Annotated in this window: 29 protein-coding genes; 16 read left to right on the forward strand and 13 right to left on the reverse strand. The window is 67.4% G+C overall.

The window, feature by feature from the left end; genetic code table 11:
- Positions 1-2 precede the first annotated feature (2 nt).
- From WDZ97_RS00150 to WDZ97_RS00165, 4 genes are all read left to right on the forward strand, one after another.
- The gene (locus WDZ97_RS00150; protein WP_020165562.1) at positions 3-506 is read left to right on the forward strand and encodes a MarR family winged helix-turn-helix transcriptional regulator; all 504 of its coding nucleotides are present in this window, start codon (positions 3-5) and stop codon (positions 504-506) included.
- A gap of 66 nt (positions 507-572) precedes the next feature.
- Positions 573-953, forward strand: coding sequence for a YybH family protein (locus WDZ97_RS00155; RefSeq protein ID WP_304001893.1), 381 nt, complete (start codon positions 573-575; stop codon positions 951-953).
- Positions 954-964: 11 nt separating this feature from the next.
- Positions 965-1,900 carry a DMT family transporter gene (locus WDZ97_RS00160; protein ID WP_304001894.1) on the forward strand — a complete coding sequence of 312 codons (936 nt, stop codon included), beginning with the start codon at positions 965-967 and terminating at the stop codon, positions 1,898-1,900.
- An 85-nt stretch (positions 1,901-1,985) separates the two neighbouring features.
- Positions 1,986-2,537 carry a cytochrome P460 family protein gene (locus WDZ97_RS00165; RefSeq protein ID WP_425761432.1) on the forward strand — a complete coding sequence of 184 codons (552 nt, stop codon included), beginning with the start codon at positions 1,986-1,988 and terminating at the stop codon, positions 2,535-2,537.
- Between the two features lie 15 nt (positions 2,538-2,552).
- Here WDZ97_RS00165 and WDZ97_RS00170 read toward each other — a convergent pair whose 3' ends face one another.
- Positions 2,553-3,119: a histidine phosphatase family protein gene (locus tag WDZ97_RS00170; protein ID WP_425761433.1), complete on the reverse strand. Its 567-nt coding sequence runs from the start codon at positions 3,117-3,119 to the stop codon at positions 2,553-2,555.
- Between the two features lie 120 nt (positions 3,120-3,239).
- Here WDZ97_RS00170 and WDZ97_RS00175 point away from each other — a divergent pair, with 120 nt between their 5' ends.
- On the forward strand, positions 3,240-3,806 hold the full coding sequence (locus tag WDZ97_RS00175; RefSeq protein WP_304001897.1) for a hypothetical protein: 567 nt from the start codon (positions 3,240-3,242) through the stop codon (positions 3,804-3,806).
- Positions 3,807-3,904: 98 nt separating this feature from the next.
- Positions 3,905-6,052, forward strand: a complete 2,148-nt coding sequence (locus WDZ97_RS00180) for a putative bifunctional diguanylate cyclase/phosphodiesterase (protein WP_425761434.1) — start codon at positions 3,905-3,907, stop codon at positions 6,050-6,052.
- A gap of 4 nt (positions 6,053-6,056) precedes the next feature.
- Here the strand turns inward: WDZ97_RS00180 and WDZ97_RS00185 are convergent, their stop codons facing one another.
- The 11 genes from WDZ97_RS00185 to WDZ97_RS00235 form a co-directional block, all read right to left on the reverse strand.
- Positions 6,057-7,562 (reverse strand): CoA-acylating methylmalonate-semialdehyde dehydrogenase, encoded by a 1,506-nt coding sequence (locus tag WDZ97_RS00185; protein WP_425761435.1) that lies wholly within the window; start codon positions 7,560-7,562, stop codon positions 6,057-6,059.
- Positions 7,563-7,661: 99 nt separating this feature from the next.
- Positions 7,662-7,976: a PepSY domain-containing protein gene (locus WDZ97_RS00190; protein WP_019917168.1), complete on the reverse strand. Its 315-nt coding sequence runs from the start codon at positions 7,974-7,976 to the stop codon at positions 7,662-7,664.
- Positions 7,973-9,343, reverse strand: coding sequence for an ATP-binding protein (locus tag WDZ97_RS00195; RefSeq protein WP_425761436.1), 1,371 nt, complete (start codon positions 9,341-9,343; stop codon positions 7,973-7,975). Before WDZ97_RS00195 ends, WDZ97_RS00190 begins: the two co-directional genes overlap by 4 nt.
- Entirely contained in the window at positions 9,340-10,014 is a 675-nt protein-coding gene (locus WDZ97_RS00200) for a response regulator transcription factor (protein ID WP_304001902.1), read from the reverse strand. Before WDZ97_RS00200 ends, WDZ97_RS00195 begins: the two co-directional genes overlap by 4 nt.
- A gap of 1 nt (position 10,015) precedes the next feature.
- Positions 10,016-10,351, reverse strand: a complete 336-nt coding sequence (locus tag WDZ97_RS00205; protein WP_304001904.1) for a PepSY domain-containing protein — start codon at positions 10,349-10,351, stop codon at positions 10,016-10,018.
- A 44-nt stretch (positions 10,352-10,395) separates the two neighbouring features.
- Positions 10,396-11,571 carry a cardiolipin synthase ClsB gene (gene clsB / locus WDZ97_RS00210; protein ID WP_425761437.1) on the reverse strand — a complete coding sequence of 392 codons (1,176 nt, stop codon included), beginning with the start codon at positions 11,569-11,571 and terminating at the stop codon, positions 10,396-10,398.
- Complete coding sequence (locus WDZ97_RS00215; protein ID WP_425761438.1) at positions 11,568-12,320, reverse strand: endonuclease/exonuclease/phosphatase family protein; 753 nt, start codon at positions 12,318-12,320, stop codon at positions 11,568-11,570. The genes clsB and WDZ97_RS00215 overlap by 4 nt, the downstream gene beginning before the upstream one ends.
- Positions 12,317-12,802: a hypothetical protein gene (locus tag WDZ97_RS00220; protein ID WP_304001908.1), complete on the reverse strand. Its 486-nt coding sequence runs from the start codon at positions 12,800-12,802 to the stop codon at positions 12,317-12,319. Before WDZ97_RS00220 ends, WDZ97_RS00215 begins: the two co-directional genes overlap by 4 nt.
- A 13-nt stretch (positions 12,803-12,815) precedes the next feature.
- Complete coding sequence (gene nadA, locus WDZ97_RS00225; protein ID WP_425761439.1) at positions 12,816-13,922, reverse strand: quinolinate synthase NadA; 1,107 nt, start codon at positions 13,920-13,922, stop codon at positions 12,816-12,818.
- 20 nt (positions 13,923-13,942) lie between these two features.
- Positions 13,943-14,392, reverse strand: coding sequence for a rhodanese-like domain-containing protein (locus WDZ97_RS00230; protein WP_425761440.1), 450 nt, complete (start codon positions 14,390-14,392; stop codon positions 13,943-13,945).
- A 162-nt stretch (positions 14,393-14,554) separates the two neighbouring features.
- Entirely contained in the window at positions 14,555-14,707 is a 153-nt protein-coding gene (locus WDZ97_RS00235; RefSeq protein ID WP_020165544.1) for a hypothetical protein, read from the reverse strand.
- 38 nt (positions 14,708-14,745) lie between these two features.
- On the opposite strand from WDZ97_RS00235, the gene glnA reads away from it, so the two are divergent.
- The 10 genes from glnA to WDZ97_RS00285 all read left to right on the forward strand — a co-directional run bounded on the left by glnA (position 14,746) and on the right by WDZ97_RS00285 (position 23,310).
- On the forward strand, positions 14,746-16,158 hold the full coding sequence (gene glnA / locus WDZ97_RS00240; RefSeq protein ID WP_019917181.1) for a type I glutamate--ammonia ligase: 1,413 nt from the start codon (positions 14,746-14,748) through the stop codon (positions 16,156-16,158).
- Between the two features lie 178 nt (positions 16,159-16,336).
- A complete protein-coding gene (locus tag WDZ97_RS00245; protein WP_425761441.1) occupies positions 16,337-16,816 on the forward strand; it encodes a DUF4124 domain-containing protein in 480 nt (159 codons plus the stop codon).
- Positions 16,817-16,871: 55 nt separating this feature from the next.
- Entirely contained in the window at positions 16,872-17,963 is a 1,092-nt protein-coding gene (gene glnL, locus WDZ97_RS00250; RefSeq protein ID WP_304001916.1) for a nitrogen regulation protein NR(II), read from the forward strand.
- Positions 17,960-19,375 (forward strand): nitrogen regulation protein NR(I), encoded by a 1,416-nt coding sequence (gene ntrC, locus WDZ97_RS00255; protein WP_019917186.1) that lies wholly within the window; start codon positions 17,960-17,962, stop codon positions 19,373-19,375. The genes glnL and ntrC overlap by 4 nt, the downstream gene beginning before the upstream one ends.
- Before the next feature lie 46 nt (positions 19,376-19,421).
- On the forward strand, positions 19,422-20,225 hold the full coding sequence (locus WDZ97_RS00260; RefSeq protein ID WP_425761442.1) for a biotin--[acetyl-CoA-carboxylase] ligase: 804 nt from the start codon (positions 19,422-19,424) through the stop codon (positions 20,223-20,225).
- 4 nt (positions 20,226-20,229) lie between these two features.
- On the forward strand, positions 20,230-20,943 hold the full coding sequence (locus WDZ97_RS00265; RefSeq protein WP_425761443.1) for a type III pantothenate kinase: 714 nt from the start codon (positions 20,230-20,232) through the stop codon (positions 20,941-20,943).
- Positions 20,944-20,986: 43 nt separating this feature from the next.
- On the forward strand, positions 20,987-21,673 hold the full coding sequence (locus tag WDZ97_RS00270; protein WP_425761444.1) for an SPOR domain-containing protein: 687 nt from the start codon (positions 20,987-20,989) through the stop codon (positions 21,671-21,673).
- Positions 21,670-22,293 carry a dephospho-CoA kinase gene (gene coaE, locus WDZ97_RS00275; RefSeq protein ID WP_425761445.1) on the forward strand — a complete coding sequence of 208 codons (624 nt, stop codon included), beginning with the start codon at positions 21,670-21,672 and terminating at the stop codon, positions 22,291-22,293. Before WDZ97_RS00270 ends, coaE begins: the two co-directional genes overlap by 4 nt.
- A 61-nt stretch (positions 22,294-22,354) precedes the next feature.
- Positions 22,355-23,110 (forward strand): cell division protein ZapD, encoded by a 756-nt coding sequence (gene zapD, locus WDZ97_RS00280; protein WP_020165536.1) that lies wholly within the window; start codon positions 22,355-22,357, stop codon positions 23,108-23,110.
- A gap of 29 nt (positions 23,111-23,139) precedes the next feature.
- Positions 23,140-23,310, forward strand: a complete 171-nt coding sequence (locus tag WDZ97_RS00285; protein WP_304002770.1) for a DNA gyrase inhibitor YacG — start codon at positions 23,140-23,142, stop codon at positions 23,308-23,310.
- Positions 23,311-23,438: 128 nt separating this feature from the next.
- Here WDZ97_RS00285 and WDZ97_RS00290 read toward each other — a convergent pair whose 3' ends face one another.
- Complete coding sequence (locus WDZ97_RS00290) at positions 23,439-23,969, reverse strand: energy transducer TonB (protein WP_425761446.1); 531 nt, start codon at positions 23,967-23,969, stop codon at positions 23,439-23,441.
- Positions 23,970-24,023 lie beyond the last annotated feature (54 nt).

The raw sequence follows: 24,023 nt of genomic DNA on the forward strand, positions 1-24,023 counted from the left end.
ACATGCTCCAGGTACGCGATCTTCCGACCCCCGACATCCTGCGTCGCTTTGCGCAGCGCTATCCGGACGCCGATGTCAGCGCCGTCACCGGCTTTCTGACGCTGCTGCGTACGGCGACCGAGCTGTCGCAGGCCCTCGATGCCTTCCTGGCGCGGCACGGTCTGCTGCAGGGGCGGTGGTGGGTGCTCATCCTGCTGTTCCGCGAGGAAACGCTGGAATCCTCACCGTCGGTGCTGGCGGAGAAGGCCGGCGTGACGCGGGCGACGATGACCGGTCTGATCGATGGACTGGAGCGCGACGGTCTGGTGCAGCGCGTGTTCGACACCGCCGACCGCCGGCGCACCACAGTGCGACTGACCCCGGCGGGGCAGGGCGTGCTCGACACCGTGATGCCGGATTACTACCGGCGGGTGCGCACGCTGATGGCCGGGCTGGACGAGAACCAGCGCGTGCTGCTGCAGTCGATGCTGGGCGCCGTGCATGCTGGGCTCGATGCATTCACGTGACCCGTAAAAAAATTTGCCCGAATAGTTAGCCTCCGTATCAACCCTGCACACCGAAAGGATATTGAAATGACCCAGAGCGCACTCCAGACCGCCATTGCCGACATCAACACCCGCTGGGACGCCGCCTTCAACCGCGGCGACGCCGCAGCCGTCGCCGCGCTGTACGACGCCGAAGCGGCCGTGCTGCCCGCCGGTGGCGACGCGGCCATTGGCCCGGCGGCCATCCAGGCGCTGTTTGCCGGTGCCATCGCCAGTGGCATCCACAACCACCGCATCGAACTGCATGCGGTCGCCGGCGACGACGCGCTCGCCACCCAGCGCGGCCGCTGGAGCGCGCAGGCGAAGAACGCCGATGGCGAACTGCAGACCTTCTCCGGCCACATCACCGTGGTCTATCGCCGCCAGCCCGATGGCAATTGGCGCGCGCTGACCCATACCTGGAACTGAGGAGCACCGGCATGAATACCCGCTCGCCGTCGCTGCGCGCGGTCGCCGCCCTGCTGCTGCTGGCGGTGATCTGGGGCTACAACTGGGTGGTCATGAAGATCGCGCTGGTCGACATGGACGCCTTCCAGTTCGGCGCCTGGCGCACCTTCGGCGGCGCGCTCAGCCTGTTCGCGCTGATGGCGGTGCTGCGCCGGCCGTTCCGGCCACAGCACCTGCCCTGGGTGGCGACGATGGGCGTGCTGCAGACCACCGGCTTCACCGGACTGATCATCCTCGCGCTGGTCAGCGGCGGCGCCGGCAAGACGGCGGTGCTCACCTACACCATGCCTTTCTGGGTCATGGTGTTTGCCTGGCCGCTATTGGGCGAGCGGCTGCACGGCTGGCAGTGGCCGTCGGCGGTCGCCACGCTGGCCGGCCTGCTGTTCATCCTCGATCCGGCGCATCTGGGGGGCGACCTGACCAGCATGGCGCTGGCCACCTGTGCCGGCGCGCTGTGGGCGCTGGCGGTCATCGTCGCCAAGCGTCTGCAGATCCGTGCACCGGACATCGACCTGCTGTCGATGACGGCCTGGCAGATGCTGTTCGGTTCTTTGCCGCTGGTCGCCTTCGCGCTGTTCTGGCCGGCGCGGGAAGCGAACTGGACGCCGTCGCTGATCGGCGCGCTCGGCTTCAACATCGTGCTGGCGAATGCACTGGCCTGGCTGCTGTGGCTGTACGCGCTGCGCCGGCTGTCGGCCGGGACCACCAGCATGGTGTCGCTGCTGACGCCGGTGATCGGCGTGCTGGCGGCGGCGCTGCAGCTGGGCGAACGGCCGCTGGCGAACGAACTGACCGGCATGCTGCTGATCGGCGTCGGCCTGCTGCTGCTGTCGGTCGAAGGCCTGCGTCGGCGTCGTGCGCAGATTTCTCCGACCTCGACTGCATCCGGAAACGCCTCCCGCGCGTAGACAGGGCACACAGGGTGCCAGCGCTGCAGACGCGATGCAGCGCTGGTACCCGTTCAACCACCCGTGCCATGCGAGGAGTTATCCGATGAAGAAGAATCTGCTGTCCGCACTCGTTCTCGGGGCGCTGGTCGCCGGCTGCAGCCAGATGGGCAGCACGCCGGTCGCCCGGCTCGACGACGGCCAGTTGCCGCTGCCGACCGACTACAAGTCCTGGCCCGCTTTCCTGACCGCGGTACAGCGCGAGGACGTCAAACAGATACGCGACATCTACATGAACGCGGATGCGAAGAAGGGCAGTGCCGAAAAGGGCTTTCCCGACGGATCGGTGTTCGTGATGGAGAACTGGTCAGTCAAGCTCGATGCCGACGGCAAGGCGGTCAAGGGCGCCGACGGCAAGCTGGTGAAGGACAAGCTGGCCGCCGTATTCGTCATGGGCAAGAACGCCGGCTGGGGCGGCACCGTGCCGGAGGCGCAGCGCAACGGCAACTGGATCTATTCCGCGTTCAAGGGCAATGGCGAGCTGAACGGCGACGCGAAGTACGACACCTGTCGCGGCTGCCATGCTCCGCTGAAGGACAAGGATTTCGTGTTCCGCTATGACGAACACTTCGCCGCGGTGAAGGCCGGAAAGTACTGATCCGTCGCCCGCGCTTCACAGCGCCAGCCGGCCGGCGGCACGCACGCCGCCGCGGCGGTCCGGCTGCACGACGATGGCCTCGCCCATCGCGAGGTTGTCGCCGGTCAGCGCCAGCACGTTCACCTGATGCGTCACCAGCGCAACCCGCAGTCCGTCGTCGAGCGCCGCGATCCACTGGCGCAGCGCCGCGGTCTGCCGCTCGCGTTCACCCTGGCCCGCGAAGAAGGAATTCAGCGCCGGCAACACCTCCACCTGCAGTTCCGGAAACATCTCCTTCGCGGTATCGATGCAGCGGCACCAGGCGCTGCTGTACACCGCGTCCATCTTCACGTCGCGCGCCCGTAGCGCCTCGCCTGCCGCGCGAGCCTGCGCGCGGCCGCCTGCGGACAGGTTGCGCTGAGTGCTGCAGTCATCGAGGCGAAAGCCCGGCGGATCGCCTATGCCGGGCTCCGTCAGCGCATGACGCAGCAGCAGGGCGCCGCCCGAGCGCAGCGCGTCCAGCGCGATTCCGTTGCCGGCGTGCGCGCCGGCCGGTCGCAGCATCAGGCAGCCGAGCGCCTGGAGGGCGTGACGTCTGTTCATGGGCGGCGAGCCAAAGTAAGGACTTGGGCTGTCGACCGGTCATACTCGTGGCAGTTTCCGGCCGGCCGCGAGGCACCACGGGTGAGCCGAACTGAAACCTCCTGACGACGAGAGGCAAAGATGAAATCGAGCAAAGCGGTGATTGCGACGGTGCTGTGCGCGCTGATGAGTGCGCTGCCCGCGCAGGCCGATCCCTTGTCCGGCGTTAGATCCATCGTGCTCACCAATGCCAGCGGAGGGCGCGAAGTGATCGGTCAGGTGGTGTTTGCACCGTTGGGCGACGGCCGCTCCTCCTTCAAGGTGACGCTGGACTCGCGGCTGGAAGAGTACTTCCTCGCGATGCGACCCTTCCGCTGTCTGACCGGGCCGACACAGCGCCTGTGCAGCTTTCCGGTCGAACGTGAGCCGCAGGTGGTCAGCGCGGGCGATCTGGTGCCGCTGGAATACGCGCTGATGTTCATGCGCACCGCGCCGGCCTCGCTGCACATCGATCCGTTCAACGGTGTGTACTATCGTATGAAGGTGGTTGGCGAGCGCATCGAAGGTCGGGTGCACGACGTCGATATGGACCCCTTCATCACACCGGACAGCGTGCCGGCGGAACGGCGTACGCGGCCGCTGCGTGACGCCGACCTGAGCGCGGGTGACCCGAGGTCGCACTGGTTGCCGACGCTGCTGATCGAGTAGGGCGGTGTAGCCCACCCACTCGTGCGTCGTTCAGTCAGGGTTCAAGCAAGGACACTGTCCGCCGTTAACGGACCATTGTCGAACCAAGGCTGGCATCGATGCCCCCCTTGCATGGCCGTGATGTTGAGTATCCACCGTCTCGCGACGCAGGCGTCGTCGCGAGACGGCTGCGCGCGCTCATCGTCGAGGACAACCCGGTCGACGAACTGCTGGTGCTGGCCAAGCTTCGCGCCGCGGGCTTTGCCGTCGAACACTGCCGCGTAGACAGCGTGGCCGCGCTCGAAGTGGCGCTGCGCGAGCTGCACTGGGACATCGTGATTTCCGACTACGTGCTGCCCGACTGCGACGGTCTGGACGTGCTGACCGTGGTCCGGCGCATGCAACCCGATCTGCCCTTCATCCTGGTGTCGGGCGGCATCGGCGAGGCGGTCGCCGTCGATGCCATGCGCGCCGGCGCGCAGGACTACCTGCTCAAGCAGAACCTGCTGCGCCTCGGCGCCGTGGTTGATCGCGAACTGACCAAGTCGGCCACCGCCCGCGCACTGCGTGCCGAACGGCAGAAGCTGCGCGAGAGCGAACTGCGGCTGCACAGCATTCTGGCCACGCTGGAAGACATCATCTGGTCGATCGAGCTGCCGTCGCAGAAGCTGGTCTATCTGAACCCGTCGGCCGAAGCCATCTACGGCGTGAGCGCTGAGGCCTTCCTCCACGGTGAGGTCGACTGGCTGGACATGGTGCATCCGGACGACCGCGCACGCATGCTGCGCTCGCTGAAGGAGGCCACCACCAGCGGCAGCCTGACCACCGAGTACCGCGTTGTCCGGCCCGATGGCGAAGTGCGCTGGATACTCGACCGGGCGCGCGTGGTGTTCAACGAGCACGGTGCGCGCATACGCCTCGACGGCATCGCCCGCGACGTGACGCAGCAGCGCAGCAGCGAAGCCAAGCTGCGTCAGGCCGCCCACTTCGACGTGCTGACCGGCCTGCCCAACCGCATCCTGCTGAACGAGCGGCTGCAGAAGGCGATCGACGCCGCGATCGACACCGACGCGATGATGGCGGTCGTGTTCATCGACCTCGACCGTTTCAAGATCGTCAACGACAGCATGGGGCACGACGCCGGCGACGAACTGCTGCGCGTGCTGTCGCGTCGCCTGTCGCAGCGGGTGCGCGCCAGCGACACGGTAGCGCGCTTGGGCGGCGACGAGTTCGTGGTGCTGCTGCCGGAGATCCGCCAGGCGCAGGACGCGCAGGCCGTATGCGAACAGATGCTGGGCGCGCTGGCGCCGCCGGTGTCGATACGGAATCACGACATCCACTGCACCGCCAGCATGGGTGTGGCGGTGTTTCCGCGCGACGGCCGCGACGTGGCGACGCTGCTGCGCCATGCCGACGCCGCGATGTACCGCGCCAAGCAGGCGGGGCGGAACACGATCCGTTTTCACGAGCCGGACCAGAACGCCGCCTCCGGTGTGCTGCGCTTGGAAGCCGAACTGCACACCGCGCTGGCGCAGGAGCAGTTCGAGCTGCACTTCCAGCCGCAGGTCGATCTGCTGAACGGGCGCCGCGTCATCGGCTTCGAGGCCCTGGTGCGCTGGCGCCATCCGGAACGCGGGCTGGTATCGCCACTCGACTTCATACCGCTGGCCGAGGAAACGGGCCTCATCGTGCCACTCGGACAGTGGGTGCTGCGCCGAGCCTGCGAGCAGGGCAAGCTGTGGGCGGAACGCTTCGACCCGGAACTGCGGGTGGCGGTCAATGTGTCGGCGCGGCAGTTCGTCGGCAGCGACATCGTGCGTACCGTGTCGCGCGAACTCGAGCGCAGCGGCCTGTCGCCGCGCAATCTCGAACTGGAACTGACCGAATCGATGCTGATGCACAACATCGGCCAGACGGTGAAGCTTCTCGGCGACCTCAAGCGGCTGGGCGTCGCGGTCGCCATCGACGATTTCGGCACCGGCTATTCCAGCCTCGCCTACCTCAGGCGCTTTCCGATCGACGTGCTGAAGATAGACGCGTCCTTCGTGCGTGACATCGGCCACGACGCCGATGACGCCGCCATCTGCGCCTGCATACTCGCGATGGCCGGTTCCCTGCGCATCGAGGCCGTCGCCGAGGGCGTCGAAACCGAAGACCAGCTGGCCTTCCTGCGCGAGCAGGGCTGCCGCATCGGTCAGGGCTATCTGTTCGGCAAACCGATGCCGGCGGACGAGGCGACCGCGCTGCTGGCGCGCGGCGCCGCCTGACCGCTCAGTTCACCGGCATCACGAACTCCGGCCCCTTCGAACCGCTGTCCGGCCAGCGCTGCATGATGCTCTTGTAGCGGGTGTAGAAGCGCACCCCCTCTTCGCCGTAGGCGTGCAGGTCACCGAACAGGCTCTGCTTCCAGCCGCCGAAGGAATGCCAGGCCATGGGCACCGGGATCGGGACGTTGATGCCCACCATGCCCGCTTCGATGCGCTGGCCGAATTCGCGCGCAGCGGCTCCGTCGCGGGTGTACAGCGACACGCCGTTGCCGTACTCGTGGCTGTTCACCAGTGCGATCGCGTCCGCGAGGTTTGCCGCGCGCACGACGCACAGCACCGGGCCGAAGATTTCCTCCTTCCAGATGCGCATCGCCGGCGTGACGCGATCGAACAGCGTGGCGCCGAGGAAGAAACCCTGTTCGCGGCCGGCCACCGTGTGGCGGCGGCCGTCGAGCACCAGCTGCGCACCTTCGGCGACGCCAGCGTCGATCAGCGACACGATGCGTTCGCGGTGGGCGGCGGTCACCACCGGACCCATGTCGGTGCCGTCGGCTTCGCCGTCGCCGATGTTCAGCTTCTGCGCGCGCATCCGCACCGCCTCGACCAGCGCGTCGGCGATGTCGCCGACCGCCACCGCGACCGAAATCGCCATGCAGCGCTCGCCGGCCGAACCGTAGGCGGCGCCGATCAGCGCGTCGGCCGCCTGGTCGAGGTCGGCGTCCGGCATGACCACCATGTGGTTCTTCGCGCCGCCCAGCGCCTGCGCACGCTTGCCGTGCTTCGCCGCCGTCTCGTAGATGTGACGGGCGATCGGCGTCGAGCCGACGAAGCTCACCGCGCGCACGTCCGGGTGTTCGAGCAGCGCATCGACCGCGACGCGGTCGCCCTGCAGCACGTTGAATACGCCGTCCGGCAGGCCGGCGTCGCGGAACAGTTCGGCAGTCAGCAGCGACGGCGACGGGTCGCGTTCGGACGGCTTCAGGATGAAGCTGTTGCCGCAGGCCAGCGCGACCGGCGTCATCCACATCGGGACCATGAAGGGGAAGTTGAACGGCGTGATGCCGGCGACCACTCCGAGCGGCATGCGCTGGCTCCAGTTGGCGATGCCGCCGCCGACGTGGTCGGAATACTGACCTTTGAGCAACTGCGGAATGCCGCAGGCGAATTCGATCACTTCCAGCCCGCGCTGCACTTCGCCCTGTGCGTCCGGGAAGGTCTTGCCGTGTTCGCGCGTGATCAGTCGCGCGATGTCGGCGCTGTGCCGCTCGACCAGTTCCTTCATCCGGAACAGCACGCGCGCCCGGCGCTGCGGCGCCAGCGCGCCCCAGGCCGGCTGCGCGGCAGCGGCACTGGCGACCGCGCGGCTCACGTCCGCATCGGACGCCAGCAGCACCTGCCTGGCCACCTGTCCGTGCGCCGGATCGAACACGTCGGCGCTGCGGGTGCTGTCCAGCGCGCTGCGCTGGCCGTCGATCCAGTGGGTGAGGGTGTCGGAGGTGGGCGTATTCATCGTCTTTCGGAGCCTGCGTTGAAAGACGATATTGTGCGCCCGTGCGCGGCTGCGGTCTGCGTGCAGTGCGTCAGCGCAGCCGTCCCTTGCCGCCGGCGCTCAGTCGAACCAGTCGCGTCGCATCGAGCGTACCGAGCCGTCGCGCGCGTTGATATGCACGTCCCACTCCTTGCCCGCGGTGTCGATCAGTTCGAACTCGTAATCGTAGTCGTCGCTCATGAAGCGGCGTTCGAGGTCGGCTTCGATCACCGTGCCCGGCTTGGCGGCGAGCGCCTTGGCGGTCGCATCTTCCAGCGAGATGAGCTTCATCGCCTCGGCGATGGCGCGCATCTTCGGCAGATCGTCGTCGTCGGCGAAGGCAGGCGGTGCGAGCAGGGCAGCGAGCAGCGTGGTGGCGATCAGGACGTTCTTCATGGCCGTACTCCTTCGGGTGAGGGCGCGTCGAGCGCCATGCGTGACGGCAGATGCACGGTGACGCGCAGTCCGCCGAGGACCGGTGACGGTCCGAATTCGAGTGCGCCGCCATAGCTGTCGACCAGGTCGCGCACGATGGACAGGCCGAGGCCGTGGCCCGGTTTCGTCTCGTCCGCGCGGAAGCCGCGCGCGCTGAGTGATTCGAGTTGTTCGGGCGCGCAGCCCGGGCCGTCGTCCTCGATCAGCAGCTTGAGGTCCGCGCCACGTTCGACCGACAGCCGCACGCGGCGGCGGCACCAGGCGCAGGCGTTGTCCATCAGGTTGCCGAGCAGCTCCATCAGGTCTTCCGCGTCCATTGCCAGCGTGACGTCGGCAGCGATGTCGAGCGCGATGTCCGGCGAGCGTTCGCCGTGCAGGATGGCCAGCGTGGCCGCCAGCCGCTCGGCTGCGTCGCGCAGGTCGCTGCGCCGCGCCGGATGGGTGCCGCCCATCAGTCGCGCGCGGCGCAGTTCGCGCTCGATGGCGCGGCGCATCAGTTCGGTACTGTCGGTCATGCGCTGCTGCAGTTCGGGGTGGGCCGCCATCGCCGGCGATTCGGCCACCTGCAGCAGCACCGCCAGCCGCGTCTTCAGAGCGTGCGCCAGGTTGCCGAGCGCGTCGCGCGAGCGCTGCGAGCGGCGCAGCAGCATGCCGAGCAGCGCGTTGAACTGATCGACCAGCGGCGCGATCTCGTCCGGCAGCGCGACGTCGAGCCGCTCGCGTTCGCCGCGTTCGAGCGCCTGCATCTGCGCGCGCAGCGTATCGAGCGGCGCCAGCGAACGGCGCACCACCCACTGCTGTACGGCCAGCACGAGCGCGACCACGGTCAGCGTCAGCACGCCATACAGCAGATGCCACTCGCGCAGCCCGGCACGCAGCGCCGACAGGTCTTCGGCAACCAGTATGCGCACCGACTGGCCGCGCTTTTCGTAGCGCGCCGACAGCAGCCACAGCGACTGTCCCTGCGGGCCGGCAGCCTCGCTCTGCGCGATGCGCTCGCTGCCGGCGGATGGCAGGGCCAGCGTGCCGTCCCACAGCGAGCGCGACGAAATGTCGTCACCGCCGTCGATCACGATGCGGAAGTAATGGCCGGAGAAGGGCTGACGGTATTCGCCGCCCACGCGCGCGTCGTCGAGCAGCAGCGGTGCGCCGGCGTCGCCGTCGAGCGCCGCCAGCAGGTTCTCGGCGTCGCGCTCCAGTCGCTGGGCCAGTTGCGCCTTGAGCAGGCGTTCGATGGCGATGCCGGCGAGCAGCCACTGCAGGCCGGCCAGCAGTACGAAGCTGATCGCCAGGCCGGCGGCAAGACGGGTGCGCAGCGCGTACTTCACGGCGCCTCCGGGGCGTCGAACACGTAGCCCTGACCGCGCCGCGTCTGTATCCAGTCGCGCCCTATCTTGCGGCGCAAGCGCGTGATGTGGGCTTCGATGACATTGCTGTCGTGATCGGTGGCGTGGTCATACAGGTGTTCGTTCAGGCGCTGCTGCGAAAGCACCTGGCCGGCGTGCAGCATGAAGCAGCGCAGCAGGCGGAATTCGATGCTGCTCAGTTCTATCGGGGCGCCGCCATCGAGTGCCGCGCTCTGCGTCGCTTCGTCGAGCCTCAAGGGGCCGCGTGCCAGCGGGCCCGGCGCGCGGCGTGCCGCACTGCGCTTCAGCACGGCGGCGATGCGCGCCAGCAGTTCCTCGCTGTGGAAGGGCTTGCAGACGTAGTCGTCGGCGCCGGCGTTGAGCACCTCGACCTTTTCCTGCCAGGTGTCGCGCGCGGTCAGCACCACCACCGGCATCGCGCGCCGCGCGTCGCGCCACTGGCGCAGCACGTCGACGCCGTTGCGCCGCGGCAGACCGAGATCGAGTATCACGAGGTCGTAGTCGATGGCTTCCGCCGACAGCTGCGCGAACACGCCGTCGGTCGCGACGTCGACCGCGTAGCCGGCGCGTTCGAGCAGCGGCTTCAGTCCGGCAACCAGTGTTTCGTCGTCTTCGGCCAGCAACAGGCGCATGTCAGTCGTCCTGCTCCATCTTCAGCAGTGCGCCGGTGCGTGCATCCAGCTTCAGTTCCCACACGCGGCCGGCGTCGTCGAGTATCTCGGCTTCATACACCCAGATGCCTTTCTTCTGTTCGAGTTCGATGTCGATCAGCTTGCCCGGCTTTTCTGCGCGCGCGCGTTCGGCGATCTTCTCCAGCGGCAGGATGTCGCCGCGCTGGCTCAGTGCGCGTGCCTGCTGTTGGTCGTCGCCGGCCAGCGTGTCGGGCGCGTGCAGCAGCACGACACCGGCGGCGGATACGACGAGCACGGCGGGCAGCAAAACGAAAAGTGCGATGCGTTTCAGGTTCATGCCCCCAGTGTAGGGAAGGAAGCTGAAATCACGCTGAAAGCGCGCTATTTCTTGCGCAGCATATGCCGGCTCACCCGTTCGCCGGCCAGGCCGATCATCAGCCGCACCATGCCGTAGGCGATCCAGCGCAGCAGCCGTTCGTGCAGTGGGCGGGTCTTCCACTGGCGGTGCCGCAACTCGCGTCCGCCGTGGCGGGCGGCGGCGCGCAGGCTCTGGCGCAGTTCGTTGGCGAAGCCGATGTCGTGCACGACGATATTGGCTTCGCGCGCCAGCATCAGGCTGAAGGGGTCGATGTTGCTGGAGCCGACGGTGGCCCAGTGCTGGTCGATCACCGCCGCCTTGGCGTGCAGGAAGCTGCGCCGGTATTCGAAGATGCGTATGCCCTGCGACAGCAGCGAGCCGTACAGCGCCTGCGAGGCGTAATGAAGCAGCGCGTACTCGACGCGCCCCTGCAGGATGAGCGTCACCTTGACGCCGCGCGCGGCGGCGGCGATCAGCGCCTGCCGGAAGCGCCGGCCGGGCAGGAAGTAGGCATTGGCGATCAGCACCTCCTCGAAGGCGCCGTCTATCGCCTGCAGGTAGGCGTTCTCGATGTCATGCCGGTGGCGCAGGTTGTCGCGCACCAGCAGCGCTGCACGCATCTTCCCGGTGTGACGGTTGGCGTAGCGGCTGGTGCGCGGCAGGCGCGGCCGGAACTGCAACGTCGCCCAGGCGACGCGCTCCCACAGCTTCTGGCATTCGAGGTGCATGCGCGCCACCAGCGGCCCGCGCACGCGTACCGCGTAGTCGAAGCGTGGCGGCGTGTGGCCGGGCGTGTGCATGTCGTCGATGATGTTGATGCCGCCAACGAAACCGGTCTGTGCGTCGACCACCACCATCTTGCGGTGCATGCGGCGCAGACGGTTGCGGCGGAAACTCATGCGGCCGACTTCCGGGCGGAACATCAGCACATGCACGCCGGCGGCTTCGAGTGCGCTCTGGTGCGTGACCTCGAAGTCGCGCGCGCCGAATCCATCGACCAGCACGCGAACCCGCACGCCACGTTGCGCTGCGCGCGCCAGTGCGGCGGCGATGCGGCGCCCGGTGTCGTCGTCGTCGAAGATATAGGTTTCGAGGAAGATTTCGCTGTGCGCGCGGTCGATCGCTTCTTCCAGCGCCGGGAAGTACTGCATGCCGCACACCAGCAGCTGGATGTCGTTGCCGGGCAGCAGACGGGTCATCGCGTCGGCAGGACCAAACGTGCGGTCAGCGCGGCGTGATCCGACACGCGCGACCAGGGCGGCCCGGAGTGCAGCTTCACCTCGCGTACGTCGACGCCGCGCACGTAGATGCGGTCCAGCCGCAGCAGCGGAAAGGCGGCGGGAAAGCTGCGCGCGGGGCGGCCGTGCATGACGCTGTGCGCCTCGTGCAGACCGAGTGCGCGCGACCATTGCTCTTCGGCCCGGTTGTACCAGTCGTTGAAGTCGCCAGCGACGATGAGGCCGTCCTCCGCCGGGATGGTGCGGCGGATGTGCTCGGCCAGCATCGCGTACTGCTGGCGTCGCCCGCGCGCGGTCAGGCCGAGGTGCACGCACAGCGCGTGCACGCGGTGGGCGCCGTCCGGTTCGATCACGCAGTGCAGCAGGCCACGCTGCTCGAAACGATGCGCCGACACGTCGACGTTGCCGCTCTGCGAGATCGGGTGTCGCGACAGGATGGCGTTGCCGTGGTGGCCGTGGTCATAGACCGCATTGCGGCCGTAGGCGGTGGCCGGCCACATCTGGTCGGCGAGGAATTCGTACTGCGGCTCGGTCGGCCAGTCGGCGTGGCGCTCGGCGTGACCGTGGTGCTGACCCTGCACCTCCTGCAGGAACACCAGATCGGCGCCGAATGCGTGCAGGCGTTCGCGCAGTTCGTGGATCACCATGCGGCGATTGAACTGCGAAAACCCCTTGTGGATGTTCCAGGTGCAGATGCGCAGTTCGGTCATGAGGTGAGCGGGTGGCCGCGCACTTCGTCGGCCAGCTTCAACATGTGGCGGCAGAATGCCGGGTCCTCGCCGCGCAGCAGCATCAGCAGTTCGGCATGGAAGGCGTCGCGCGCCAGCCATTCGCGCATGTAGTCGTCCCACGAGGCCCAGCGCCGCGCCGCCAGCCCGTCGGGTTCGTCGGTCCAGGCGACCAGATAGGCGCGCTCGAACAGCGAAATGAGCATCTGGTGGATGGTCTGCATGCGCCGGCGCTGCTCGTCGCTGAGCTGTTCCGGCGCATGGTTCTCGCGCAGCGGCAGGTCGGGGTTGGCGAGCACGATCTTCAGGAAGTCGATGTAGGCGTCCGACAGCATCTGGTACGCCTCTTCGTCCTCGTTGTCGCGCTCGCGCCGCTGCTGATAGATGAAGGTGATGACGGCAAGCGGCAGGCCCAGTGTCGTCACGACATAGCTGGCAAGTTCCCAGGCCTGCATCCAGTCCATGAAGCGGAAGACCTTATGGCGAAGCAGCCAGCATGCGGTCCATCGCGAGCTTGGCGGGCACGGCCTCGTGCGCGGGCACGCTGATGCGATTCACGACATTGCCCTCGACCAGATTTTCGAGCGTCCACGCCAGATGCTGTGGGTCGATGCGCTGCATGGTCGAGCACATGCAGACGGTGGGCGCCATGAACTGCACCGTCTTGCCCTCGTGCTTCACTTCGTCGGCGAGGCGATTCACCAGATTCAGTTCGGTGCCCACCAGCCACTTGGTGCCGGGCGCGCCGGCCTTCACCGTCTTCAGGATGTATTCGGTCGAGCCGACGAAGTCCGACTGGCGGCACACCTCGAAAGCGCTTTCCGGGTGGGAGATGACGATGCCGTCCGGATTCTGGTTGCGCCAGCGCAGGATGTGCGAGGGCTGGAACATCTGGTGCACCGAACAGTGACCCTTCCACAGCAGGATCTTCGCCTTCGCCACCTGTTCGGCGGTGAGGCCGCCGTTCTCCAGATCGGGGTCCCACACCAGCATGTCCGCAAGCGGAATGCCCATGTTGTAGCCGGTCCAGCGGCCGAGGTGCTGGTCGGGGAAGAACAGCACCTTCTCGCGCCGCGCCAGCGACCATTCGAGAATGCTGCCGCAGTTCGACGAGGTGCACACGATGCCGCCGTGCTCGCCGCAGAAGGCCTTCAGGTCGGCCGCCGAGTTGATGTAGGTGACCGGCGTGAAGGTGTTGTCCGGGTCGTCGCCGAGCAGGCCACGCAGTTCGCGCCAGCAGCGCTCGACCTTGGCGAGGTTGGCCATGTCGGCCATCGAACAGCCGGCGGCGAGGTCGGGCAGGATGGCGATCTGCTCCGGCTTGGACATGATGTCCGCCACCTCGGCCATGAAGTGCACGCCGCAGAACACGATGTACTCGGCATCGGTCTGGCTGGCCAGACGCGACAGCTTGAGCGAGTCACCGGTCAGATCAGCGTGGCGATAGACGTCCTCGCGCTGGTAGTGGTGACCGAGGATGACCGCGCGCTTGCCCAGCTTTTCGCGCGCGGCAAGGATGCGCGCCTGCGCCTGTTCGTCGGCAAGTGCGTTGAAGCGGTCGAAACTGATGGTGGCGACTTGCATGCGGTGTCCTTGAACTGCGTTCAGCCCTGGTGCCAGGGCAGTCCGGCCTTGCGCCAGCCGCCAACCGTATTGCGGTGGCCATTGGCGTCGGCGTCACCCTCGAAGCCTTCGAGGATGTTGTAGGCGTTGCTGTAACCGGCTTCGGCCGCGGCCGCGGCCGCGCCATGCGAACGTCCGCCACTGCGGCACAGGAACATCACCAGCGCCTCCGGATCGACCTGGTGCTTCAGCTGGGTCAGGAAATCCGGGTTGCGCTGACCGTTGGACGTATTCCATTCGATCTGCACCGAATCCGGCACCTCGCCGACCCATTGCCATTCGGCCGACGTGCGCACGTCAACGATGCGGGCGCCGGGGGCCAGTTTCAACAGTTCGTGTGCTTCGGTCGGTGTGACCGCGCCGGCATAGGGCAGTTGCAGCTGTTGCGCGCGCTCGCGCGCGAGTCCGAGGATTTGTCCGAGTGTTGCCATGGCGTACGCCCATCTATTGAATGGACGGAAGTATATAGCGCGCCATTCCTGCGGACAGAAAGGCACCGAAGTGGTGCATTGTGTTTGTCGATATCCCTATGTTGGTGCATTGCTGCGCCTGTTTTGTGCATGTCACCGGCCGCAAGCCCGCATGTGGCACAATCACAAGGTTGAAATGATCGCGTGGCACGGGTTCTGCTTCAGGCCGCGCAGCAGGAAAAGTCGCAGCCGGGGCGTACCCTCGATCGGGTCGTTCGCCATGGCTGCGCCGGAGCTGTCGTCGGACACCGGCGACGGCTCGTCGTGACCCTTCAAGCCGACTGTTGCACATACATACCTCGTAGGAGAGATTCATGACCACCGCGAAGCAGGTTCTCGACATCATCAAGGAAAAGGAAGTCAAGTTCGTCGACTTCCGTTTCACCGACACCCGTGGCAAGGAACAGCACGTCGGCGTGCCCATCAGCGCGTTCGGCGAAGACAAGTTCACCGAAGGTCACGCGTTTGATGGTTCGTCGATCGCCGGCTGGAAGGGCATCCAGGCTTCCGACATGCTGCTGATGCCGGATCCGGAAACCGCCTTCATCGACCCGTTCTTCGACGAAACCACGCTGGTCATCAGCTGCGACGTGGTCGAACCGTCGGACGGCAAGGGCTACGACCGTGACCCGCGCTCGATCGCCAAGCGCGCCGAGGCCTACCTGAAGTCCTCCGGCCTGGGCGACACCGCCTACTTCGGTCCGGAACCCGAATTCTTCATCTTCGACAGCGTCGAGTGGAACATCGACATGTCGGGCTGCCGCGTGCAGATCTTCTCGGAAGAGGCCGCCTGGTCGTCGGGCGAGAAGTTCGAGAGCGGCAACACCGGTCACCGTCCGGCAGTGAAGGGCGGCTACTTCCCGGTTCCGCCGGTCGATTCGCACAACGACATCCGTGCCGCCATGGTGCTGGCACTGGAAGCCGTCGGCATCCCGGTCGAAGTGCATCACCACGAAGTGGCGACCGCCGGCCAGAACGAGATCGGCACCAAGTTCAACACCCTGGTCCGCCGCGCCGACTGGACGCAGACGCTGAAGTACATCGTGCACAACGTCGCCCACAGCTACGGCAAGACCGCGACCTTCATGCCCAAGCCCATCGTCGGTGACAACGGCTCTGGCATGCACGTTCACCAGTCGATCTGGAAGGACGGCAAGAACCTGTTCGCGGGCAACGGCTACGCCGGCCTGTCCGAGTTCGCGCTGTACTACATCGGCGGCATCATCAAGCACGCCAAGGCGCTGAACGCGATCACCAACCCGGGTACCAACTCGTACAAGCGTCTGGTTCCGCACTACGAAGCACCGGTCAAGCTGGCCTACTCGGCGCGTAACCGTTCGGCTTCGATCCGCATTCCGCACGTGGCCAGCGACAAGGCCCGTCGCATCGAAACCCGCTTCCCGGATCCGCTGGCCAACCCCTACCTGTGCTTCGCCGCGCTGATGATGGCGGGTCTGGACGGCGTGCAGAACAAGATCCACCCGGGCGACCCGGCTGACAAGAACCTGTACGACCTGCCGCCGGAAGAGGACAAGCTCATCCCGACCGTCTGCGCCAGCCTCGACGAAGCACTGGCCGCGCTGGAAGCCGACCACGCCTTCCTGACCAAGGGTGGCGTGTTCTCGGAAGACTTCATCGCTGCCTACATCGAACTGAAGATGGGCGAAGTCAACCGCACCCGCATGACGACCCACCCGGTCGAGTTCGAGATGTACTACAGCCTCTGATCCGGTTTTCCGGAACGCGTGTCGGCGAAAGCCGCACGCGTGGCGTTGAAGGTCGGGACGGCATGTGCGTTCCGGCCCGAGAAAAAGGACGGCAACTTGCCGTCCTTTTTCATTGTCACTGCGCGGGCGGGCGTCCTACACTCGCCCGGCAATGACCCGATCCGTTCTGGTGACCCACATGCTCCGAGGTTTCAACCGCATCCTGATTGCCACCGCGGCCGCGCTTGCGGCCCTGCCCGTCTCGGCTGACGTCTACAAGTGCGTCGATGCCGATGGTCACGTCACCTATACCAACGACAAGTCGCGTGCGCGCGGCTGCAAGCTGCTGTCCAGCGAAATGCCGGTCAGTTCGGTGCCCGGGCCGGCGGCGACGCAGCCCAAGCCGGCGGCCCCGTCGGGCGGCTTCCCGAGCGTCAGCGGCGACCAGCAGAAGGCGCGCGACAGCGAACGCCGGCGCATACTCGAAGCCGAACTCGACACCGAAACGAAGAATCTCGAAGCGGCGCGCAAGGCGCTCACCGAGGGCGAAGCGGTGCGACTGGGCGATGAACGCAACTACCAGAAGTATCTCGATCGCATCCAGGGGCTCAAGGACAATGTCGCTCTGCACGAACGCAACGTCGACGCGCTGCGCAAGGAGATTTCCAAACTGCCCTGAGCGTCCCGCGCTCCGGCGCATCGGCCCTGGCGCGCTTCTTGCGTAATCTGGCGCCATGAGCCTGCCTTCGCCCCGTACCCCTACCCGCGTCTGGCCCGACCGCTTCAACGGGCTCGAACTTCTCGCCAGCGCGGTCGCGCTGCTCGACGCGGAACGCAACATCGTCTATCTGAATCCGGCCGCGGAAAATCTGTTCGCGGTCAGTTCGTCAAAGCTGGTCGGCAAGCACTGCGAACGCCTGATCGGCCCCGATCACGGCCTGGACACCGCACTGGACAATGCGCTGGCCAAGGACTGGAGCTATACCGGCCACAACCTCACTGTGCAGCGTCTGCTCGGCGGTCCGCTGCAGCTCGACTGCACGGTGTCGCCGGTGCATGCCGATGCCGCTCGCATCCTGCTCGAGTTCCGTCCGATCGACCAGCAACTGCGCGTTGCGCGCGAGGAACAGCTGCTGCAGCAGCAACAGGCCAACCGCGAGCTGATCCGCAACCTCGCGCATGAAATCAAGAACCCGCTGGGTGGCATCCGCGGGGCCGCACAGCTGCTGGAGGGCGAACTGGAGCGGCCCGATCAGCGCGAGTACACGCAGGTCATCATCAAGGAATCGGACCGCCTGCAGGATCTGATGAATCGGCTGCTGCATTCGCACCGTGCGATGCAGGTCAGTTCGGTCAGCGTGCACGAGGTGCTGGAGCGCGTGCGCCTGCTGATCGGCGCCGAATTCCCGAAGGTGGCGGTGCAGCGCGACTATGACACCAGCCTGCCCGATCTGGTGGCCGACCGCGAACAGCTGATCCAGGTGGTGCTCAATATCGCCCGCAACGCGGCGCAGGCGATGCAGGGCGACGGCGTGATCCGGCTGCGTACGCGCGCCTACCGCCAGGCCACGCTGGTGAAGCGGCGCCACAAGCTGGCACTCGAATTGCAAGTGATCGACAACGGCCCCGGCATCCCGGAGGAGCTGCTCGATCGCATCTTCTATCCGCTGGTGTCCGGCCGCGATGGCGGCACCGGCCTCGGGCTGACGCTGGCGCAGAGCTTCGTGCACCAGCACCACGGCACCATCGAGGTGCAGAGCCGGCCCGGCCATACAGTTTTCACAATACTTCTGCCCTTCAAGCAGGGCACGACGGAGAAACCATGAATCCGGTCTGGATCGTCGACGACGACCGCTCGATACGATGGGTGCTGGAAAAGGCCCTTGCACGCGAGTCCATTCCCTTTGAAGCCTATTCCACCGCGCAGGAGGCGCTCGATGCGCTCGACGCCGGTGGCCAGCCGCAGGTGCTGGTGTCCGACATCCGCATGCCGGGCGAGTCCGGACTGTCTCTGCTGGAGAAGGTGAAGGCGCGTCACCCCAGTCTGCCGGTCATCATCATGACCGCGTATTCGGATCTCGACAGCGCGGTCGCCGCCTTCCAGGGCGGTGCCTTCGAATACCTGCCCAAGCCTTTCGACGTCGACCACGCGATCGAACTCGTCCGGCGTGCAATCGAGGAAAGCATGCACCAGGGTGGGGCGCCGGCGGAAGCCGACATGGCGCCGGAAATCCTCGGCAAGGCGGCGTCGATGCAGGACGTGTTCCGTGCCATCGGCCGGCTCGCCCAAAGTCACGCCACGGTGCTGATCAACGGCGAGTCGGGGACCGGCAAGGAACTGGTGGCGCGTGCGCTGCACCGGCACAGTCCGCGCCGCGAAGCGCCCTTCATCGCGATCAACACCGCCGCCATCCCGCGCGATCTGCTCGAATCCGAACTGTTCGGCCACGAACGCGGCGCTTTTACCGGTGCCACCGCGACGCGGCGCGGCCGCTTCGAACAGGCCGACGGCGGCACGCTCTTCCTCGACGAAATTGGCGACATGCCGCCGGAACTGCAGACCCGTCTGCTGCGCGTGCTGTCCGACGGCCACTTCTACCGTGTCGGCGGCCACTCGCCGATCAAGTCGAACGTGCGCGTCATTGCGGCTACCCACCAGAACCTCGAAGACCGGGTGAAGCAGGGCCTGTTCCGCGAGGACCTTTTCCACCGGCTGAACGTAATCCGGCTGCGCATTCCGCCGCTGCGCGAGCGACGCGAGGACATCGTGCTGCTGGCCCAGCACTTCATGACGAAGAGCGCGCAGGAACTGGGCGTAGATGCCAAGCGCCTGTCCGAACCGGCGATGCGCTACCTGCAGGGCCTGGATTTCCCGGGCAACGTGCGCCAGCTGGAGAACCTGTGCCACTGGCTCACCGTGATGGCACCCGGCCAGACGGTGGACGTGAAGGACCTGCCGGCCGAACTGCGCGCCCAGCCGGCGCGTGAAGTGACCGGCGACTGGGTCGCTTCGCTCGCCGCCGAGGTCGATCGCCTGATCGCGCTGAAGCAGCCGGCACTGTTCGACCATCTGGTGCAGGAGTTCGAGCGCACGCTGATCCGCCGCGCGCTGGCCAGCACCGGCGGCCGCCGCATCGAGTCGGCGCAGCTGCTGGGCATCGGGCGCAACACCATCACGCGCAAGATCCAGGAGCTGAACATCGAAGGCGGACGCGACGCCGACGGCGACAGCGAGTGAGTGCGCAGCCGGGCGTCTGCCCGGCTGCGCGGCTACAATCCGCCGCATGATTGCCGACGACGCCTCCACTCTCGCCGAAGCACTGCGCGACCGCGCACCCTCCGTACCCGCCGACTGGCGTGTCGACGTCTGTGCGCGCACCGAAAGCACCAACAGCGACCTGCTGGAACGCCGCGACGGCGTGCCGTGCGCGCTGTTCGCGCTGGCGCAGACCGGTGGCCGTGGTCGCCGTGGCCGCAGCTGGACGGCGCTGCCTGGCGACAGCCTCACCTTCTCGCTGCGCGTGCGCTTCGACGGTCGCGCCGACCGGTTGTCCGGTCTCAGCCTGGCGGTCGGCGTCGCGCTGGCCGAGGCGCTGACGGCGCAGGGTTTCGATGGGCTGGCACTGAAGTGGCCGAACGACCTGATGCGCGCGACCGGGCAGGGCGCCGGCAAGCTGGGCGGCGTGCTGATCGAACTGGCGTCGACGCCGACGCATACCGACGCGGTGATCGGCGTCGGAATCAATCTGGCGCCGCCGCCGTCCGGCCACTACGCGCTGCCGACAGCCGCCCTGTTCGACGGCACGCCGCCGCAGCCGGACTGGCTGCGCATCGCCGCCGCCGCACTCGACGCGCTGGCCGCAGCGCTGCCGGTATTTGCCGCGCAGGGTTTCTCTGCCTTCGCCGAGCGCTGGAACCGACTCAATCTGCATGCCGGGTGTGCGGTCGAGGTCGAAGGTGAAATGCGCGCGCTGGGCGGCCTGTGCGTCGGTGCCGACGCCGACGGCGCGCTGCTGCTCGACTGTGGTGACCGCATCGAGCGCGTGCTGGCGGGTGACGTGTCGCTGCGCGCGCCGGTCCGGAACTGATTCCATGGTGCTGCTGATCGATGCCGGCAACAGCCGGATCAAATGGGCGTGGCTGCAGGGCGACGCACCGGGTACCGAATCGGGCATCGACGTTGCCGACATCGATGGCGCGCCGCTCGCCTCGGCCTGGCGCAACGCGACGGCCGCGGTCTATACCTGCGTCGCCGGTGACGCGGTCGATGCCGCGCTGCGCGCCGCGCTGCCGTCCGGCTGTGTGGCGCATCGCGTGCAGTCGCAGTCGGCGGCCTGCGGCATCACCAATATGTATGCGACGCCGTCACGCCTCGGCGCCGACCGCTGGGCGGCGCTCATCGGCGCGCGCACGCTGGAGCGCGGTCCGCTCGTGGTGGCGACCGCGGGTACCGCCACCACGGTCGACGTGCTCGACGCCGACGACCGCTTTCTCGGGGGCTACATCCTGCCTGGCCTGCACCTGATGCTCGAGTCGCTGGCGCGCAACACGGCCGGTCTGCCGCACGCACAGGGTGCGCCGGTCGAGTGGCCGCGCAATACCGACGATGCCATCCACAACGGCTGCGCCGGCGCCCAGGCGGCGTTGATCGAGCGCGTGCAGGCGCGGCTGGGCGCCGATGCCACCATCCTGCTGTCGGGTGGCGGTGCCGAGGCGCTGTCGCCCTATCTGGCCTGCGCCCATCGCCGCGTCGACAATCTGGTGCTGCGCGGGCTGGCCCGCGTTGCGGCGGATGTGATGAAATGACGGATCACTGCTTCGCGCTGCGTCCGTCATTGCACTGATACCGATGCGTCTCGCCTTCCTCCTCCTGCTGTTGATCAATATCGCGCTGTGGCCCTTTGCGTCCGGCATGCTGGCGCTGGGCAATGACGGCGCCGAGCCCTTGCGCCTGACCAGCCAGATCGATCCCGAGCGCATCCGCATCGTTCCGGTCGGTGGTGGCGCAGCGGCGCCGGTGGTGGCCATTGCGCCGGTCGTCGCGAGCGAGCCGGCCACAGACGCCGAAGCGACGCCGGCCGCCGTCTGTCGCGTGCTGGCCGGCTTCACCCGCGAGCAGGCCGACCCGTTCGTCGCCCGCGCGCGCGAGGCCTACCCGGCAGTGCAAGTCACTGAAAGCGAGCAGCCGGGCAGCCCGTCGTGGTGGGTGCATATACCCGATCTCGCGACACGCCAGCTGGCCGATCGCAAGCAGGCTGAACTGCGCGCGCTGGGCGTGCGCGAGATGGCGCTGATGCCGGACGCCGACGGTCAGAAGTTCGCCATCTCGCTCGGCCTGTTCAAGACCGAAACGGCGGCGAAGGAACTGATGTCCAGCCTGAACGGGCAGGGGGTGCGCAGCGCGCGCATCGCGATGCGCGAGGGCAAGGCCGGACGCCTGCGCCTGGAACTGCGCGGCAGCGACACCGAACTGACGGCATTGCTGGCCGAGCCGCTGGCGACCGTCGACGGCGTCGAGCCGGCGGACTGCCCATGACTTTCGTGGTCGGTCTGACCGGCGGCATCGGCAGCGGCAAGTCGACGGTGGCCGACCTGTTCGTCGCGCACGGAGCCGGACTGGTCGATACCGATGCCATCGCGCACGCGCTGACCGCACCGGGCGGCGCCGCGATCGAGCCGCTGCGCGCGACCTTCGGCGACGACTTCATCGCTGCCGATGGCGCGCTCGACCGCGCCCGCATGCGTGCACACGTATTCGCCGACCCGTCCGCCCGCAGCCGGCTCGAAGCGCTGCTGCATCCGCTGATCCGCGCCGAATCCCGCCGCCGGGTCGAGGCCAGCGACGCACCTTATGTCGTGCTGGCCGTACCGCTGCTGGTCGAGGCCGGCAACTGGCGCGAGCGCTGCGACCGCGTACTGGTCGTCGATTGCCCGGTCGATCAGCAGCGCGCGCGCGCGATGGCGCGCAGCGGCCTGTCGGCCGACGAGGCGGACCGCATCATCGCCGCCCAGGCGACGCGGGCGCAGCGGCTGGCGGCGGCCGACGACGTGATCGACAACAGCGGTCCGGCGCAGACGCTGCCGGCCCGGGTCGACGCGCTGCATCGTCGCTATCTGACACTGGCTGCAGCAGAAAAGCCCGCCGGAGCGTTGTGACTGTGCGGCTTTTCGGTCAGAATCATCAGAATTTGCTTGAACTTGTGCCGGACAAGCCCCTGTGATCACTTACGAATATCCTCTGAACGAGCGCATACGCACGCTGTTGCGCCTGGAGGATCTGTTCGAGCGCACGCAGCATTTCATGCGCAGCGACGGGGCGCACGAACACCATGTCGCACTGGTGAGTCTGTTCGAAATCCTCGAAGTCGCGTCGCGGGCCGATCTGAAGGTCGATCTGGTGCAGGAGCTCGAGCGCCAGCGCCAGACGCTGATGTCCTTCCGCAACAACCCCGACATTTCCGAAGAGGCGCTGTCTGGCGCGCTGTACGAGATCGAGCAGGCCAGTGCCGCGCTGCTCGCGATGGCCGGCAAGATCGGTCAGTACCTGCGCGAGAACGAGTGGCTGATGAGCATCAAGAGCCGCGCCGCGATTCCGGGCGGGCTGTGCGAATTCGATCTGCCGTCCTACCACTACTGGCGGCATCGCGAGGCGTCGGCGCGGCAGGCCGATCTGGCCAGCTGGCTGAACCCGATGCTGCCCATCCGTGACGGTCTCACCATCGTGCTGCGCCTGCTGCGTGCCAGCGGGCGGCCGGAGCGGCAGATCGCCGGCAATGGCGCGTTCCAGATGATGATGGGTGGCAAGTCGGCGCAGATGCTGCGCCTGCGCGTGCCGCTGAACGAGCCCTTCACACCCGAGATCAGCGCCAACAAGTACGCGCTGAACATCCGCTTTATCGCGCACGGCGGCCACGCCCGTCCGCGCGTCACCGACACCGACGTCGGCTTCGAACTGACCTTCTGCAATCTGTGAGTACGTCCGCAACACCCCCCGCCGGCCGCATGGTGGTCTGCCCGCGCTGTGGCGAACCCGCGCTGTACGCACCCTCCAACCCGGCACGACCCTTCTGCAGCATGCGCTGCAAGCAGATCGACCTCGGTGCCTGGGCGAACGAGGAATACCGCGTCCCCGACACCACGCCCGAGCTGCCGCAGGACGACGACCCAGTCTGAGCCTGGGTTCTGTGGGAGGGGTCTTCTGACCCCGACAGCAGCCTGCATCAGAGCCGGCGGACCGCAGCGGCCGTGTCGCGGCCAAGGCCGCTCCCACGAAAGCACGCTCGATCCGCCGTCGAGGCCGACTACTCGAGCCTGAACACGACCGGCAGCAGCAGTTCACGTGCACCGCCGGCGTCGATGCGGCCGATCTGGTGGGCGGCGTCGAGGGCGGCGCGGTCGAGCAGCGGGTGACCGCTGCCGGCCAGCACGGCGGCGTCGATCACGCGGCCCGAGTCGTCGAGCACCAGACGCAGTCTCACTTCGCCTTCGAGCCCGCGGTCTATCGCTTCCTGCGGATAGAACACGTGCTTGTTCAGCTGCCGTTGCGCGCGTTCGCGCGCCCGGGCGCTGGCGACCGGAGCTGCGCGCGGCGCAGCCACGACGGCCGGCGCCGGCGGCGCCTCGTCGGCGCGCTCGCTGCGCGTGTCCTTCAGCAGTGGGGTAGCCGCAGGCGGCTCCGGCTGCGTTTCGGCCGGACGCGGCGCGAGCAGACGGGCCTGCAGTCGCTCGACCGTCGGCGCCGCCGGCGCGTCGGACGCGTGGGGCCAGAGCAGCAGAGCGGCGTGCAGCAGTGCGGACAGTGCAAGTGCGAAAGGAAGTTTCAGGCGGGACAAACCGTCAGGCGGGGTCGGTAAACTCCTTCCCATTTTGCCGCAGCCGCGCCGGCG

The organism is Methyloversatilis sp. MC4-4 (genome assembly GCF_049843555.1).
In the GTDB taxonomy this organism is placed as follows: Bacteria; Pseudomonadota; Gammaproteobacteria; order Burkholderiales; family Rhodocyclaceae; genus Methyloversatilis; species Methyloversatilis discipulorum_B.

What these genes read in the sequence shown, in the direction of transcription:
- WDZ97_RS00150 (WP_020165562.1), top strand. Translation starts at nt 3, where the DNA reads ATGCTCCAGGTACGCGATCTTCCGACCCCCGACATCCTGCGTCGCTTT.
- WDZ97_RS00155 (WP_304001893.1), top strand. Translation starts at nt 573, where the DNA reads ATGACCCAGAGCGCACTCCAGACCGCCATTGCCGACATCAACACCCGC.
- WDZ97_RS00160 (WP_304001894.1), top strand. Translation starts at nt 965, where the DNA reads ATGAATACCCGCTCGCCGTCGCTGCGCGCGGTCGCCGCCCTGCTGCTG.
- WDZ97_RS00165 (WP_425761432.1), top strand. Translation starts at nt 1,986, where the DNA reads ATGAAGAAGAATCTGCTGTCCGCACTCGTTCTCGGGGCGCTGGTCGCC.
- WDZ97_RS00170 (WP_425761433.1), bottom strand. Translation starts at nt 3,119, where the DNA reads ATGAACAGACGTCACGCCCTCCAGGCGCTCGGCTGCCTGATGCTGCGA.
- WDZ97_RS00175 (WP_304001897.1), top strand. Translation starts at nt 3,240, where the DNA reads ATGAAATCGAGCAAAGCGGTGATTGCGACGGTGCTGTGCGCGCTGATG.
- WDZ97_RS00180 (WP_425761434.1), top strand. Translation starts at nt 3,905, where the DNA reads ATGCCCCCCTTGCATGGCCGTGATGTTGAGTATCCACCGTCTCGCGAC.
- WDZ97_RS00185 (WP_425761435.1), bottom strand. Translation starts at nt 7,562, where the DNA reads ATGAATACGCCCACCTCCGACACCCTCACCCACTGGATCGACGGCCAG.
- WDZ97_RS00190 (WP_019917168.1), bottom strand. Translation starts at nt 7,976, where the DNA reads ATGAAGAACGTCCTGATCGCCACCACGCTGCTCGCTGCCCTGCTCGCA.
- WDZ97_RS00200 (WP_304001902.1), bottom strand. Translation starts at nt 10,014, where the DNA reads ATGCGCCTGTTGCTGGCCGAAGACGACGAAACACTGGTTGCCGGACTG.
- WDZ97_RS00205 (WP_304001904.1), bottom strand. Translation starts at nt 10,351, where the DNA reads ATGAACCTGAAACGCATCGCACTTTTCGTTTTGCTGCCCGCCGTGCTC.
- clsB (WP_425761437.1), bottom strand. Translation starts at nt 11,571, where the DNA reads ATGACCCGTCTGCTGCCCGGCAACGACATCCAGCTGCTGGTGTGCGGC.
- WDZ97_RS00215 (WP_425761438.1), bottom strand. Translation starts at nt 12,320, where the DNA reads ATGACCGAACTGCGCATCTGCACCTGGAACATCCACAAGGGGTTTTCG.
- WDZ97_RS00220 (WP_304001908.1), bottom strand. Translation starts at nt 12,802, where the DNA reads ATGGACTGGATGCAGGCCTGGGAACTTGCCAGCTATGTCGTGACGACA.
- nadA (WP_425761439.1), bottom strand. Translation starts at nt 13,922, where the DNA reads ATGCAAGTCGCCACCATCAGTTTCGACCGCTTCAACGCACTTGCCGAC.
- WDZ97_RS00230 (WP_425761440.1), bottom strand. Translation starts at nt 14,392, where the DNA reads ATGGCAACACTCGGACAAATCCTCGGACTCGCGCGCGAGCGCGCGCAA.
- glnA (WP_019917181.1), top strand. Translation starts at nt 14,746, where the DNA reads ATGACCACCGCGAAGCAGGTTCTCGACATCATCAAGGAAAAGGAAGTC.
- WDZ97_RS00245 (WP_425761441.1), top strand. Translation starts at nt 16,337, where the DNA reads ATGCTCCGAGGTTTCAACCGCATCCTGATTGCCACCGCGGCCGCGCTT.
- glnL (WP_304001916.1), top strand. Translation starts at nt 16,872, where the DNA reads ATGAGCCTGCCTTCGCCCCGTACCCCTACCCGCGTCTGGCCCGACCGC.
- ntrC (WP_019917186.1), top strand. Translation starts at nt 17,960, where the DNA reads ATGAATCCGGTCTGGATCGTCGACGACGACCGCTCGATACGATGGGTG.
- WDZ97_RS00260 (WP_425761442.1), top strand. Translation starts at nt 19,422, where the DNA reads ATGATTGCCGACGACGCCTCCACTCTCGCCGAAGCACTGCGCGACCGC.
- WDZ97_RS00265 (WP_425761443.1), top strand. Translation starts at nt 20,230, where the DNA reads ATGGTGCTGCTGATCGATGCCGGCAACAGCCGGATCAAATGGGCGTGG.
- WDZ97_RS00270 (WP_425761444.1), top strand. Translation starts at nt 20,987, where the DNA reads ATGCGTCTCGCCTTCCTCCTCCTGCTGTTGATCAATATCGCGCTGTGG.
- coaE (WP_425761445.1), top strand. Translation starts at nt 21,670, where the DNA reads ATGACTTTCGTGGTCGGTCTGACCGGCGGCATCGGCAGCGGCAAGTCG.
- WDZ97_RS00285 (WP_304002770.1), top strand. Translation starts at nt 23,140, where the DNA reads ATGGTGGTCTGCCCGCGCTGTGGCGAACCCGCGCTGTACGCACCCTCC.